The organism is Pseudobutyrivibrio ruminis (genome assembly GCF_015057245.1).
In the GTDB taxonomy this organism is placed as follows: domain Bacteria; phylum Bacillota; class Clostridia; order Lachnospirales; family Lachnospiraceae; genus Pseudobutyrivibrio; species Pseudobutyrivibrio ruminis_E.
Window position 1 is genome coordinate 110,238 of record NZ_SVET01000005.1, and the last position, 14,935, is coordinate 125,172.

At 39.4% G+C, this 14,935-nt stretch carries 14 protein-coding genes; 12 read left to right on the plus strand and 2 right to left on the minus strand.

From position 1 onward, the window contains the following. Positions 1–3: 3 nt before the first annotated feature. The 4 genes from hpt (at position 4) to E7274_RS06275 (ending at position 5,180) form a co-directional block, all read left to right on the plus strand. Entirely contained in the window at positions 4–528 is a 525-nt protein-coding gene (gene hpt / locus E7274_RS06260; protein WP_044936405.1) for a hypoxanthine phosphoribosyltransferase, read from the plus strand. Positions 529–561: 33 nt separating this feature from the next. Then, positions 562–2,397, plus strand: a complete 1,836-nt coding sequence (gene ftsH / locus E7274_RS06265; protein WP_304174695.1) for an ATP-dependent zinc metalloprotease FtsH — start codon at positions 562–564, stop codon at positions 2,395–2,397. A 202-nt stretch (positions 2,398–2,599) separates the two neighbouring features. Beyond that, on the plus strand, positions 2,600–4,624 hold the full coding sequence (locus tag E7274_RS06270; protein WP_304174615.1) for a glycoside hydrolase family 13 protein: 2,025 nt from the start codon (positions 2,600–2,602) through the stop codon (positions 4,622–4,624). 106 nt (positions 4,625–4,730) lie between these two features. Continuing rightward, a complete protein-coding gene (locus E7274_RS06275) occupies positions 4,731–5,180 on the plus strand; it encodes a molecular chaperone DnaJ (protein WP_097075953.1) in 450 nt (149 codons plus the stop codon). On the opposite strand, the gene E7274_RS06280 is transcribed toward E7274_RS06275, so the two are convergent. Together E7274_RS06280 and E7274_RS06285 are read right to left on the minus strand one after the other, a co-directional pair. Then, entirely contained in the window at positions 5,164–6,057 is an 894-nt protein-coding gene (locus E7274_RS06280) for an RluA family pseudouridine synthase (protein ID WP_304174616.1), read from the minus strand. The two genes, E7274_RS06275 and E7274_RS06280, sit on opposite strands and share 17 nt — an antisense overlap. A gap of 119 nt (positions 6,058–6,176) precedes the next feature. Next, positions 6,177–8,612: a GH36-type glycosyl hydrolase domain-containing protein gene (locus tag E7274_RS06285; protein WP_304174618.1), complete on the minus strand. Its 2,436-nt coding sequence runs from the start codon at positions 8,610–8,612 to the stop codon at positions 6,177–6,179. 321 nt (positions 8,613–8,933) lie between these two features. On the opposite strand from E7274_RS06285, the gene E7274_RS06290 reads away from it, so the two are divergent. The 8 genes from E7274_RS06290 to rplK all read left to right on the plus strand — a co-directional run bounded on the left by E7274_RS06290 (position 8,934) and on the right by rplK (position 14,878). Continuing rightward, on the plus strand, positions 8,934–9,947 hold the full coding sequence (locus E7274_RS06290; RefSeq protein ID WP_044936394.1) for a LacI family DNA-binding transcriptional regulator: 1,014 nt from the start codon (positions 8,934–8,936) through the stop codon (positions 9,945–9,947). A gap of 119 nt (positions 9,948–10,066) precedes the next feature. Continuing rightward, positions 10,067–11,464: a carbohydrate ABC transporter substrate-binding protein gene (locus tag E7274_RS06295; RefSeq protein ID WP_304174620.1), complete on the plus strand. Its 1,398-nt coding sequence runs from the start codon at positions 10,067–10,069 to the stop codon at positions 11,462–11,464. Positions 11,465–11,554: 90 nt separating this feature from the next. After that, a complete protein-coding gene (locus E7274_RS06300; RefSeq protein WP_044936390.1) occupies positions 11,555–12,463 on the plus strand; it encodes a carbohydrate ABC transporter permease in 909 nt (302 codons plus the stop codon). A gap of 39 nt (positions 12,464–12,502) precedes the next feature. Further along, positions 12,503–13,363 carry a carbohydrate ABC transporter permease gene (locus E7274_RS06305; protein ID WP_074790894.1) on the plus strand — a complete coding sequence of 287 codons (861 nt, stop codon included), beginning with the start codon at positions 12,503–12,505 and terminating at the stop codon, positions 13,361–13,363. A 168-nt stretch (positions 13,364–13,531) separates the two neighbouring features. Then, the gene (gene rpmG, locus E7274_RS06310) at positions 13,532–13,681 is read left to right on the plus strand and encodes a 50S ribosomal protein L33 (RefSeq protein ID WP_028234592.1); all 150 of its coding nucleotides are present in this window, start codon (positions 13,532–13,534) and stop codon (positions 13,679–13,681) included. A gap of 18 nt (positions 13,682–13,699) precedes the next feature. After that, positions 13,700–13,897, plus strand: coding sequence for a preprotein translocase subunit SecE (secE, locus tag E7274_RS06315; RefSeq protein ID WP_033152863.1), 198 nt, complete (start codon positions 13,700–13,702; stop codon positions 13,895–13,897). 14 nt (positions 13,898–13,911) lie between these two features. Further along, the gene (gene nusG, locus E7274_RS06320; RefSeq protein WP_033152865.1) at positions 13,912–14,442 is read left to right on the plus strand and encodes a transcription termination/antitermination protein NusG; all 531 of its coding nucleotides are present in this window, start codon (positions 13,912–13,914) and stop codon (positions 14,440–14,442) included. A gap of 10 nt (positions 14,443–14,452) precedes the next feature. Beyond that, entirely contained in the window at positions 14,453–14,878 is a 426-nt protein-coding gene (rplK, locus tag E7274_RS06325; protein ID WP_028234589.1) for a 50S ribosomal protein L11, read from the plus strand. Positions 14,879–14,935 lie beyond the last annotated feature (57 nt).

The following is a 14,935-nucleotide window of genomic DNA, read 5'->3' on the forward strand; positions in this document are numbered from 1 at the left end:
AAAATGAGTGAGAACATCAGAGTTCTTTTGCCTGAAGAAGAATTGGCAGCACGTATTTCAGAATTAGGAGCACAAATCAGCAAGGATTACGAAGGAGAGTCAGTATTTCTCGTTTGCATCTTAAAGGGCGCAGCATTCTTTGCTTGTGAGTTGGCAAAAAGAATCACAGTTCCAGTAATTATCGATTTTATGGCTACATCAAGCTACGGTAGCGGCACAGTTTCTTCTGGTGTAGTTAAGATTAAAAAGGATTTGGATTTAGATCCAACAGGTCAGAATGTCATCATCGTTGAAGATATCATTGATAGTGGAAATACATTAAACTACCTTGGTCAGCTTTTCAAAGATCGTGGAGCTAAGTCAGTTCGCATGGTTACAATGCTTGATAAGCCAGATCGTCGTGAGGTAGATGTGCATGTTGATTACACTGGATTTACTATTCCAGATCAGTTCGTAGTTGGTTACGGCCTTGATTACGACCAGAAGTATCGTAACCTTCCATACATTGGCGTTGTAGAGCTAGACTAGGAGGCGGATTTGAAGAAAAACAGAGCTTCAGGAATGATTATCTATGCTTTGTTTGTATTTGTTGTGTTAGCTATTCTTTACACAAGCATGGGTAAATCAACTACCACATACACCCGAAAAGAATTTGACAAGGCCTTGGCAAGAGATGAGGTAAAATCAGTCAATATTACTCAGAATGAAGAGGTGCCAACTGGCGCAGCAGAAATCACTCTTACTGATGGTACAGAGGCTACTCTTTATGTTTCGGATGTTAACGAAATTCAGGAAGAATTAAAAGAAGCAAAGGTTGCCTATACTATTTCAGATATTCCGCATGACAGTTGGATTTCTGAATTGTTACCAATGCTCATTGTCTTAGGCGCAGTATTCATTCTCTTTATGATTATGATGAATGCACAGGGCGCTGGTGGTGGCGGTGCCAATGCTAGAATGATGAATTTTGGCAAAAGCAGAGCTAAGCTTACAAACAAAGAAGATATCCACACTACTTTCGATAATGTAGCCGGATTAAAAGAAGAAAAAGAAGAAGTTGAAGAGCTTGTTGATTTCTTAAAAGATCCAGCTAAATATACAAAAATCGGTGCTAGAATCCCTAAGGGCGTTATCTTAGTAGGCCCTCCAGGAACAGGTAAGACACTTCTTGCAAAGGCTATCGCTGGAGAGGCAGGAGTACCATTCTTCTCAATCTCTGGTTCAGATTTTGTTGAGATGTTTGTTGGTGTTGGTGCTTCCCGTGTCCGTGATTTGTTCCAGGAAGCAAAGCAGAATGCACCATGTATCGTTTTTATTGACGAGATTGATGCGGTAGCTAGACGCCGTGGTACAGGTATGGGCGGCGGCCACGATGAGCGCGAGCAGACACTGAATCAGCTCCTTGTAGAGATGGATGGTTTTGGTGTTAACGAAGGCATCATTGTTATGGCGGCTACAAACCGTGTAGATATTTTGGACCAAGCTATCATGCGTCCAGGACGTTTTGATAGAAAGGTTTATGTTGGCAGTCCTGATGTGAAGGGACGCGAGGAAATCCTCAAGGTACACGCTAGCAACAAGGCGTTGGCAGAGGATGTAGATTTGAAACAGGTTGCTCAGGCAACAGTTGGTTTCACAGGAGCGGATTTAGAGAATCTTCTAAACGAAGCAGCTATTCTTGCAGCAGGTGAAAAAAGACAGTACATCCTTCAGGAAGACATCAAAAGATCTTTCGTAAAGGTTGGAATTGGTAAAGAAAAGAAGAGCAAGATTGTTTCAGATAAAGAAAAGAAGATTACAGCATACCACGAGGCTGGACATGCAATTCTTTTCCATGTACTTCCAGATGTAGGGCCTGTATATTCAGTGTCAATCATTCCTACAGGTGCAAGTGCAGCAGGCTACACAATGCCTATAAATGAAAATGACGAAATCTTTAATACAAAAGGCAAGATGACCCAGGATATTATTGTTTCTCTGGGTGGACGTGTTGCCGAGGAACTTATATTTGACGATGTTACCACTGGTGCCTCTAATGACATCAAACAGGCTACAAAGATGGCAAGAAACATGGTAACAAAGTATGGATTCTCAAAAAATATAGGTATGATTCACTACGGTGATGACGATGAAGAAGTATTCATCGGCCGTGATTTGGCTCATACAAAAGGCTTTTCAGAAGCAACAGCTAAAGCTATCGATGAAGAAGTTAAACGCATCATTGATGAATGTTATGAAAAAGCTGTGAAAATTTTGCGAGAAAACGAACAGATACTACACAAATGTGCTAATCTATTATTAGAAAAAGAAAAGATAGGACGAAGCGAGTTTGAGGCCCTATTTGAATCTTCAGGTACGAATGAGACCGCTGTAGAGGGTATAAACTGGGGAGAATAGTGCAACATGCACAAAAACCTAAGTTAGTATTTGTTATATTTGTGCACACTTAAGTATTGTGGGGTCATATAATAAACATCGTAAAAACCCCCCAATACATTATATAATTTTTACTAACCCCATAGTAAAAATACCTTCTCCTAAAAAGACAGCGATCGTTGCTGTCTTTTTTACTATCTAAAAATATCTAAGGGGAGTTGGAATGAACATCCAAGCTATTTACTCGGACGGTACAGCTGAATATAGAACTCCTATGGAACCGGAGCCTTTTGACTTAGTAACTATCAGACTGCGCGTTTACCATCAGGAAGACCTGGAGGCCTTTTTAGTATCTGGTGATAAGAATATAAGAATGCATCTAGAGAGAGCGCGTGGAGAGTTTGATTACTATGCATGCGACGTTAAGCTCGAAGATAAAGAGTTTAGATATCACTTTGAAATAGTCGGCGACTATGGCCTTTATTATTACGATAGAGTAGGTCTCTGGCGTGATCATAGAGAACATTACGAGTTTTCTATTATGCCAGGTTTTTCCACACCTTCCTGGTCGAAGGGTGCAGTTATGTACCAAATCCTTGTGGATAGATTCTATAAGGGCGACCCAAGCACAGATGTAGAAACAAATGAATATCATTATGTAGGAGCACCAGTTGAGCGTGTTGATAACTGGGATGCTATACCTGCAAATCTTGATATAGGAAGATTCTATGGCGGAGACCTAGAGGGAGTCAGACAGAAACTCCATTATCTCAAGAGCTTGGGGGTTGAAGTAATATATTTCAATCCGCTGTTTGTTTCCCCTTCTAACCATAAATATGATACCTCAGATTATGACTACATAGATCCTCACCTCACTGTAATTAAAAAAGATGGAGGAGAGTGTCTAAAGGATGGGGATTATGACAATTCTCATGCCACTAAATATAAGCTTAGAGTGACCAATAAGGAAAATCTTGAAGCAAGTAATCAATTCTTTGCAGACTTTGTTAGAGAGGCCCATGAGAAGGGAATACGCGTAATTATTGATGGTGTATTTAATCACTGTGGTTCCTTCAACAAATGGCTCAACAGAGAAAAGATTTATTCAAAGGAAGAGGGGTACGCTCCAGGAGCTTATGAAAGCAAGGACAGCCCATATCATAATTTCTTCTACTTTTATGAGGATACATGGCCAGACAACAAATCATATGACGGCTGGTGGAGTCATGATACGTTGCCAAAGCTAAATTATGAGGAATCGCCTGAATTGTGTCAGTATATCCTCAATATAGGAAAAAAATGGGTTAGTGAGCCATATAATTGCGATGGATGGAGACTTGATGTGGCTGCCGACTTAGGTCACTCAGAAGAGTTTAATCATAAATTCTGGCATGATTTTAGAGACGCAGTAAAATCAGCAAATCCAAATGCAATCATCCTTGCAGAGCATTATGGTAATCCGACTGCCTGGCTGGCTGGTGACCAGTGGGATACAGTTATGAACTATGATGCCTTTATGGAGCCGCTTACATTCTTTTTAACGGGAATGGAGAAGCATTCTGATGAATTCCAACCTAGTGCTATTGGTGACGGTGAAAGATTCAAAAATACAATGCTTCATTTTATGGCAAGGTTGAAGACTCCATCATTGTATTGTGCAATGAATCAGCTTTCTAATCATGACCATTCAAGATTTTTGACAAGAACGAATCACACAGTAGGAAGACTTGCCACCAAAGGGGCTAAGGCTGCTGAGGATGGTGTAAGTATTCCTGTTATGAAGCTGGCTGAAATGATACAAATGACTTGGCCTGGTGCTCCAACATTGTATTACGGTGATGAAGCTGGCGTATGTGGCTTCACAGATCCAGATAGCCGCAGAACATATCCTTGGGGCCATTGTAACTATGATCTTATCGATTTCACTAGAGATATGATTATGGTTCACAAACTAAGTCCAGCCATTAAGCAGGGCTCGTTTAGATTTTTAAATTGTGGCCAGGGATTTATTAGCTATGCCAGATTCACAGCCAATGAGCAAGTTATCGTAGTTATCAACAGCAATGGCAATGGCATAGAAGTGGATATTCCAGTTTGGATAGCTGGCGTTCCACTAAATTGCAATTTGGAAAGAGTAATTATGACCAATGAGGTTGGCTATTCAATAATGCCTACCGATATAATTGTTGAAGGAGGAAACCTTCACGTCAGCCTTCAACCATATACCGGCATAGTGTACAAAAGATAGAATGGATATTTTATTTTACAAGCATGTACAACATATAGTATAATCATTACAAGTTTTGGGAATGTTCCACAATACTTAGGATGTAATACTATACGGGAGAGTTATTATGGCAAAGGATCTCACATGTCAAGGCAAGATCGACATGCAAGCACTTGAGGACCGACATAAAGAGTTAGAAAAAGCATGGAATGATTTGCTAAAAGAAAGAAGAGAGTTTGAAGCGCGGATTCATACTCTCGAACAGCAGGAAAAACAGTTTGAGTTGAAATGGGACTTGTTAATCCAGGAGACTCAAAAGCTTGCTGAGGATAAATTACAATTTGAGAGAAAGAAGAAATTCTTTGATCAAGTACAGGCTCACTCTGTGGAGCCTTATGTAGCTGAGGATAACATCGTCCATGGGGAGATGTTCTTTTCTGGTGTCACCACACCAAAGGCCCTCAAAAAGCGTTATAAGGACCTTATTAAGATTTACCATCCTGATGGAGAATCTGGCGACACAGCTACTGTGGCAGAGATTAATCGTGAATACGAAGATCTCAAAAATCAGATGTAATGAAATTCATATCATCAGGCAATGGGGCAATAAACTCCATTGCCTTTTTGGTTATAGGGTGAATAAAACTGATTTTGTGAGAATGCAAAGCTTGCCTTGCCATATATTCAAAATCAGGATTATACAAATGGTCTCCAATCAGTGGGTGACCGATATATTTAAAATGAACACGAATCTGATGGGTGCGACCTGTCTCAAGATGAATTGAGATTAGGCTGTGCCCTTTTTTCTCATCAATCACTTTATAGTGGGTGATGGCCCGCTCGCCATTTTCAAAATCTACCTGCCTTGTGATAATAGAATCGTCTACACGTCCTATAGGAGCATCTATTGTGCCTTCAGGCTCATCAAGATGACCACGGACGATGGCATAGTATTCTCTGTGAAACTCACGGTTTTTTACCATCGTAGATAAAATATTTCCGGAAACTAAGTGCTTAGCAATGACAGTAAGCCCAGAAGTATTCTTATCTAGTCGATTAGCACATCTAAATATAAAGGGCTTATTCTGAGCCTCATAATAATATGCTAGACCGTTTGCTAAGGAATCTTCGTAGTGATTTAAGCTAGGGTGTATAGGGAGTCCAGCAGGCTTATTAATGACGATTATATCCTCATCCTCATAAACGATATCCAAATCCATTTTTACTGGTGGAATCTTTTCAGATGAATCATCTTCGGAGATATTTACAGTTAAAATCTCACCTGCTTGAAGTTTTCGATTCATATGTACCCATTCACCATCGATAACCACATTGTTAGGCATCTTTTTGATCGCGGTGATGTTAGCGCTGGAGTAACCATGAGCTTTTAGATATTTATCTATAGAATATCCTGCATATTCAGAATTGATTTCATAAGTTAATGTTCTATTCATAGCTATAATTTATCTGTATATAAAGAAAAAGTCAAAAATAAAGAGCTCATACTGGGGCGTATGAGCTCTTATTGAAGAAGGAGAATTGGTTAAATGAAGAAAGTAAAGCTATTACTCTTTTACTTCATTGTAGCAACCACGCTAACTGTTTTTTTAGAAGAATCGAATGGGATAACGTTTCCTTCGATTTCCTTGCCATCAACAGTAAGGCTAGCAACACCCTTTTGAACCTTGTTAGGATTCTTAATTTCGATGTTGTATATTACACCTCTGTATTCACGAGTGATATTGAAATCACCAAATGCAGCAGGTGTACATGGATTTACAGATAATCCCTCTAAGGTTGGGTAGATTCCTAAGATATACTGGGAAATATTTGTAAATGTCCAAGCAGCAGTACCTGTGAGCCAGCTGTTCTTGGCCTCACCGTGGAATCTGGCATCTGCGCCAGCAACCATCTGTGAGTAAACGTATGGCTCAGTTCTATGAATTTCTGAAATGTCCTCGATGTATGAAGGACAGGTCTTTTTGTAAACTTCAAATGCTCTGTCACCACGGCCGATGCATGTCTCAGCAATTGAAATCCATGGATTGTTGTGACAGAAGATACCAGCATTCTCTTTGTATCCTGGTGGATATGATGTGATCTCACCAAGTTCAAGATGATATCTTGTATAAGCAGGCTGTAAAATCATTACGCCGTACTTTGTATCAAGCTTTTCTTTTACAGAATCAAGGGCTTTCTTTGCCTTACCATCATCAACGCCTACACCGGCCATTACACACATACCTTGTGGCTCGATGTAGATCTGTCCCTCATCACATTCCTTAGAACCAACTTTGTGGCTGTAAGCGTCATAAGCTCTGACGAACCAATCACCATCCCAGCCATCTTTTTCAATAGCAGCAGTCATCTTATCAACTTCTGCAAGAACACGAGCTTCTTCAGCAGTGTCTCCCATAAGCTTTGCAAGAGCAGCATATTCACGACCATATTTTACAAACATACCAGCAATAAATACTGATTCTGCAACAGGTCCTTCACTAGGTCCGAAGCACTGGAAGCTTTCGCCTGGATGCTCTGAGAAGCAGTTAAGGTTGAGGCAGTCGTTCCAGTCGGCACGACCAATAAGTGGAAGGTCATGTGGACCCTTGTGATTTACAATATAATCAAATGAGCGCTTTAAGTGCTCCATGAGTGTTGTAGCAACTGACATATCATTATCGTAAGGAACCATCTCCTTAAGAATTGATGTGTCTCCGGTTTCGCGGATGTAAGCAGATGTACCAGCAATTAACCAAAGTGGATCGTCGTTAAATCCTGAACCGATATCAGAATTACCCTTCTTTGTAAGTGGCTGATACTGGTGATATGCTGAACCATCCTGGAACTGAGTTGAAGCGATATCAATGATTCTCTCACGAGCTCTGTCTGGAATAAGATGAACAAATCCAAGTAAATCCTGACAAGAATCTCTGAATCCCATTCCTCGTCCAATACCTGTCTCATAGTAAGAAGCTGAACGAGACATGTTGAATGTAACCATACACTGATATTGATTCCAAATATTAACCATACGGTTTACATGCTCATCATTTGATTCAACATGGAACTTGCTGAGAAGTCCATCCCAGTATGTATTAAGCTTTGCAAGTGCGTTGTCAAAATCTTCTGTAGTCTGATATTTAGCAAGAAGAGCATTAGCTCTTTTTTTATTAATGATTCCTGGTTTTTCCCACTTTTCATCTTCAGGGTTTTCCACATAGCCTAAAGCAAATACAAAAGTTTTGCACTCTCCAGCGTCAAGTGAAAGATTAATCTGATGTGAAGCGATTGGATACCATCCTGAAGCGATAGTATTGTGAAGCTTTCCTTCAATTACAGCTTCAGGTTTATCTGGACCATTATAGGCACCTCTGAATTCATCTCGGCTTGTCTCGAAACCATCAATCTTAGTATTAACTGAATATACAGCGTAGTGATTACGACGCTCACGATATTCTGTTTTGTGATAGATAGTTGAATCAACAACTTCAACTTCACCGATTGAAAGGTTACGCTGATAATTCTTCATATCATCATCAGCATTCCATAAACACCATTCTACATATGAGAAAAGTTGAATATCTTTGTGAGCCGAGCTGTTATTTGTGATTGTTACTTTTGTAAGTTCAACAGGATCGCCAATTGGAACAAAAGTAATAAGCTCTGCTTTAACATCATTTTTTACACCAGTAAATTTGCTGTAACCAATACCATGACGACATTCATATGAATCTAGCTCTGTCTTGGTTGGCTGCCAGCCTGGATTCCAAATTGTATCCCCATCCTTAATATAGAAATACTTTCCGTTTGTATCTGGTGTTGTGTCGTTATAGCGATAACGAGTCATACGTAAAAGCTTTGCATCTTTATAGAAAGTATAGCCACCGCATGTGTTTGACATTAAAGAAAAGAAATCGGTACAACCCAAGTAGTTAATCCATGGTAATGGGGTTTTTGGAGTTGTGATTACATATTCTTTGTTTTGATCGTCGAAATGTCCGAACTTCATATATTCCTCCCTAAAACTAAGAAACAATTATTCATACAGAAAACGATTAAGTGAATAATTTGAGAGAAAAGCGGTTCATTCAAAGAAAATGAAGCGTAAACGTTTAAGTTAAAAGATATATTTTCTCGGCATTAGAATACCATAATTATCCTAAAAAGCAATTAGGCTGTTAAATATTTGGCGATATTTCACTAAAATGGGTTACGAAACTTTAACGAAAAGACAAATTTTCGAAAAAACTATTGTACATTTCGTGAAAAGGGGCTATATTGAAATTACGAAAACGATTAAGCAAATGTTTAACACACTAGGGAGAGAGTGATGGTTTCATTAAAAGATATTGCCGGCCGATGTGGCGTATCGGTTGCTACAGTTAGTAAAGCACTGAATGATCACAGTGACATCGGCGCAGAAACAAAGGAAAGAATCAGAAAAGTTGCTAATGAATTAGGATATGTTCCTAATGCAGCAGCAAAATCCATGAAAACAAATCGTACACATAATATAGGAGTTCTTTTCATGGATGATGCCAACAGTGGTTTACAGCATGACTTTTTCGCAAGTGTTCTTGAAGGCTTTAAAAGAGAAGTTGAAAAAGAGGGATATGATATAACCTTTATTTCAAATGACAGATCAAGGCCTGGAAGAGATTCTTATCTTACACATGCAAGATATAGAAGATTTGATGGTGTAATTATTGCAAATGTTCACTTCGGAGATCCTGAAGTAGTTGAACTAGTAAAAAGCGATATACCAGTTGTAACAATTGATCATATTTATAATGATACAACAACAATCCTTTCAGATAATGTTGGAGGCATGACTGAGCTGGTTGATTTTGCAGTAGCTTCTGGCCATAGAAAAATCGCTTACATACACGGTGCTGATTCTTCGGTAACACGCACAAGATTAGTTACCTTCCATAAAAAGATGGAAGAATATGGAATAGAAACTCCAGATGAGTACTTAATGGAATCTCCATATAGAGATACACATGGTGCTTATGAATGCACATTAAAGCTGTTGGAATTAGAAAACAGACCAACCTGCATTTTCTATCCTGATGATTATGCATCTTATGGTGGTATGAGGGCAATATCAGAAAAAGGGTTAAAGGTTCCTGATGATGTATCAGTAGTTGGATTTGATGGAATCAAAGTAGCAAGACATATTAGGCCACGTCTTACTACTTATAGACAGGATACAGAAGAGTTAGGAAGACAGGCAGGAAAGAATCTTATCGATTTAATTGAAAGACCAAAAACTACATTAGTACAACGAGTTGTAGTAAAAGGAAGATTGCTTGAAGGAGATACCCTAAAGAAACTAAATTAGGCATTGGGTTGAGAAATCAACTTATATAAATGCAAACAAATTAATGTAGATATGATGTTGATGTGTTATCAGCATCAAAGGACGAAAGTCCAGGAAAAATATTTTGGGAGGAACACACAATGAAAAAAAGATTAGTTAGTTTGCTCGCGATGGCAACAATGACAGCAACAATGTTTGCTGGCTGCGGAAGCTCAGAAACAGCTTCTACAGAAGAAGCAGCAGCTCCAGCATCAACAGAGGAGATTGATGCAGAGGCAGAAGCTGTAGAACTTCCTGAGGACACAGGTAAAGTTCTTAACATCTATTGTTGGAACGATGAGTGGCAGACACGTGTAAAGGATTTCTATCCTGGATACGAAGAAGTAGATGCTACTCACGGTAAGATTGGTGATGTTGAAGTAGTTTGGAACATTACACCATCTACAGACAATGCATATCAGAACAACCTTGATGAGGCTCTTATCGCTCAGCCAGACGCAGCTGCAGATGATAAGGTAGATTTATTCTTGGTAGAAGCTGATTACGCTCTTAAGTATGTTGACGAGGATGTAACAATGCCATTATCTGACCTCGGCATTACATCTGATGTTCTTTCAGATCAGTACACATATACACAGAGCATCGTAACAGATAGCAATGGTAAACTTAAAGGTTCTTCATGGCAGGCATGCTCAGCAGGTCTTATCTACAACAGAGAGGCAGCAAAGGAAGTTCTTGGAACAGATGATCCAGAAGAGGTTCAGGCAGCAGTAGCTGATTGGGATAAGTACAATGAGACAGCTAAGAAGGTAGCTGATGCTGGTTACACAATGTGCTCAGTAAACGATACATACAGAACATATGCTAACAATGTATCTGGACAGTGGGTACAGGATGGCAAGCTTGTAATTGACCCTAACGTTGATAAGTGGGTAGATGATTCTATGGCACTTATTGAAGCAGGCGCTGAAGATACAGATGATCTTTGGAGCGATGACTGGGCAAAGGGTAAGAGACCAGAAGGAAAGGTATTCTGCTACTTTGGACCAGCTTGGTTCTTCAACTTCTGTCTTGATGCAGATCAGGATGGCACAATCGCTAACCAGGGCGGTTGGGGATACTGCGAAGGTCCTCAGTCTTACTACTGGGGTGGTACATGGGTATGTGCTGCAACAGGTACAGACAATGCTAACCTTGTAAAAGATATCATCGTTACAATGACAACAGATAAGGGAGTTCTTAAGGATATAGCTACAACATACGCTGACTGCGTAAACAGCAAGGAAGTTCTTTCAGAGCTCGCAACATCAGATGAAGGTAACCTTGACCTTCTCGGTGGTCAGAATCCATACGAGCAGCTTGCAGCAGGTGCTGAGACAGTAGATCTTTCAAACCTTTCTAAGTATGATCAGGGATGTACAGAAGAGTTCCAGAAGGCAATGAAGAACTACTTCACAGGAAATGCAACAAAGGACGAGGCTCTCGATATGTTCAAGACAGCAGTTCATGAGAAGTATCCAGATGTTTCAGTTGACTAATTCTAACTGCAACTAATCAGTGAAATGATTTGGGGCGCGTGGGGATTGGCCCTATGCGCCCCTATTTAAAAGAACTAAAAGGGAGCATTTATGAACAAGAAGAGCAAAGTTGTTAGATATAATAAGTGGGGTTATATCTTTCTAATACCTTTTACAGTAATATTTTTAATATTCCAGTTGATCCCACTTGTTTCAACTATATACAATTCATTCTTTGAAAATTACCGTTCAGGCCTTACTCAGATTGGACCTAACTTTGTAGGTCTTGCAAACTATGCAACAATTGTAACTAACGGTGATTTACCAACATATTTTGCGAATACAATGATTATGTGGGTGTTAGGATTTATCCCACAGATTATCCTTTCATTATTATTAGGAGCTTGGTTTACAGATCCATCTCTTAGATTAAAAGGTCAGACATTCTTTAAAACGGTAATCTATTTACCAAACTTGATTATGGCATCAGCTTTTGCGATGTTGTTCTTTACATTATTTGCAGATAGCGGACCAATTAACTCATTGTTAATTCAGATTGGCGTATTCAAGGAAGCATTCTCATTTATGGATCACGCTGCAAGTGTTCGTGGATTGGTAGCTACAATGAACTGCCTTATGTGGTTTGGAAATACGACAATTCTTCTGATGGCAGGTATGCTTGGAATTGATCCATCTCTTTTTGAGGCTGCTCAGGTTGATGGTGCAACTGCTAATCAGATTTTCTATAAAATAACATTGCCTTTACTTAGACCAATTCTTGTATTTGTTATGATTACATCGCTCATTGGTGGTTTGCAGATGTTTGATGTACCTCAGATCTTAACAAATGGTACAGGTAATCCAATGCGTTCATCTATGACTTTGATTATGTACTTGAACAAGCATTTATATAGTAAGAACTTTGGACTTGCAGGTGCACTTTCAGTATTTATGTTTGTAATAACAGCCATTTTAAGCTTGATAGTTTATAAGTTTACTAACGTTCAGGAACAGAAATAAAATCATTGAAATTAAGTAAAATAGATGAGGAGAATAAAAATGGCAAATAACACAAGCAACAGCCAAGGCGGCGGAGTTCATGCTAGAAGAATAGTTTCTTATATAGTATTGATTTTAATTTCATTCTTGTGCTTATTCTGGTTCTATGTATTATTTATCAATTCTACTAGAAGCAATTCAGAGTTGAGCGCAGGTTTCACTCCATTTCCAAGTGTTCATCTTATTGAGAACTGGACAAACTTGAAAAATGGAACATTACCTATTGTAAGTGGTATGATTAATTCACTTTTAATCGCTGTACTTACAGCTACACTTGCAACATATTTTTCAACAATGACAGCTTATGCTATCCATGCATATGACTTCAAATTAAAGAAGTTTATGTTTACCTTCATATTAATGATTATGATGATTCCAACACAGGTAACTGTACTTGGTTTCTTACAGCTCATTGACAAGATGCATTTAGATAATAGTGCTATTCCACTTATTATTCCTGCGATTGCATCTCCTGCTGTATTCTTTTATATGAAGCAATACATGGATTCTACATTACCTCTTTCCTTAATCGAGGCTGCCAGAATTGATGGTTCTGGCGAATTTAGAACATTTAACCAGATTGTAGTACCCCTTATGAAGCCAGCAATTGCTGTACAGGCAATATTCAGCTTTGTAGGTAGCTGGAATAATTACTTCACTCCAGCACTTGTTCTTCATGATGATACAAAGAAGACACTTCCTATATTAATTGCTCAGCTTCGTAATGCAGACTGGTTAAAGTTTGATATGGGACAGGTTTATATTATGATTGCATTCTCAATCTTCCCTGTTATAATTGTATACCTAATACTTTCTAGATATATTGTAGGTGGCGTTACACTTGGTGGTGTAAAGGGCTAAACATAATAATGAAAAAGACTTGACAGTTCTTGCGTCGTATGCTAAATTTAGCTAGCGACTAAGAAAAGCAGGTCTTTTTTTTATGCTCTTTTTTCGCCTTGTCAAATTGTTCGCTATGACAAGTGAGTATAAGTAGACCAAAGTAGAAATTTAACGGAGGTGGAAGTTGTGCGCACAAAGATAACATTAGCTTGCACAGAGTGCCAGCAGCGTAATTACAACATGACAAAAGACAAGAAGACACACCCTGACAGAATGGAAACAAAGAAGTATTGCAGATTCTGCAAGAAGCACACAATGCACAAAGAGACTAAATAGTCATCCGGGAGGTGCGAAATGGCAGAGGAAAAGAAAACCAAGTCAGGACGTTTTGCGGGTCTTAAGACAGAGTTCGGAAAGATCGTCTGGGCAGATCCAAAAGACGTGTCAAAACAGACAACAGCAGTTGTTGCTGTGTCAGTAGTTGTAGCAGTGATCATCATCGTTTTAGATGCAGTGATCAACAAGGGTGTAAATATCCTAGTTAATTTATAATGGAGGCATCGCATATGGCAGAGGCAAAGTGGTATGTAGTTCATACTTACTCAGGCTATGAGAACAAAGTCAAGACAAACATTGAAAAGGCTATCGAGACACAACATCTCGAGGAGCAGATTCTTGATGTAAGAGTACCTATGGTTGAGGTTACCGAAACTAGGGATGGCGTCAAGAAACAAGTTTCAAAGAAGATGTACCCTGGTTACGTTCTTATTGAGATGATTATGAATGACGAGACCTGGTACGTTGTCAGAAATACTAGAGGTGTTACAGGCTTCGTTGGACCAGGAAGTAAACCAGTGCCATTGTCAGAGGCTGAAGTTAAAGCATACTTACTAGGCGAAAGCACTGAAAGAGTCAACGTTGAGGTTGACTTCGAAGTTGGAGATACTCTTAGTGTCGTAGACGGTACCTGGAAAGATACTGTGGGCGTTGTTAAGTCTATCAATGCTAAGAAGCAGACAGTAACCATCAGCGTTGAAATGTTCGGACGTGAAACACCAGTAGAAATTGATTTCACAGACGTACGCAAGATGGATTAGGAGGAATATCATGGCAAAGAAAATTGAAGGCTATATCAAGTTGCAGATTCCAGCAGGCAAGGCTACACCAGCCCCACCAGTTGGTCCAGCACTTGGTCAGCATGGTGTAAACATTGTGGAGTTTACAAAGCAGTTTAACGCAAAGACAGCAGATATGGGAGATACAATTGTTCCTACAATTATCACTGTTTATGCAGATAGAAGCTTCAGCTTCATCACAAAGACTCCACCAGCAGCAGTTCTTATTAAGAAGGCTTGCAAGCTTCAGAAGGCTTCAGGCACACCTAACAAGACAAAGGTTGCAAAGATTACAAAGGCTCAGGTTCAGGAAATCGCAGAGACAAAGATGCCTGACCTTAACGCAGCATCACTTGAGGCTGCTATGAGCATGATCGAAGGAACATGTAGATCAATGGGCGTTGAGGTTGTTGAATAATTCACAGCTTAGCGAAAACAACGTTCTTACTATTAAAGATTTGAGTGGGAGAGCATA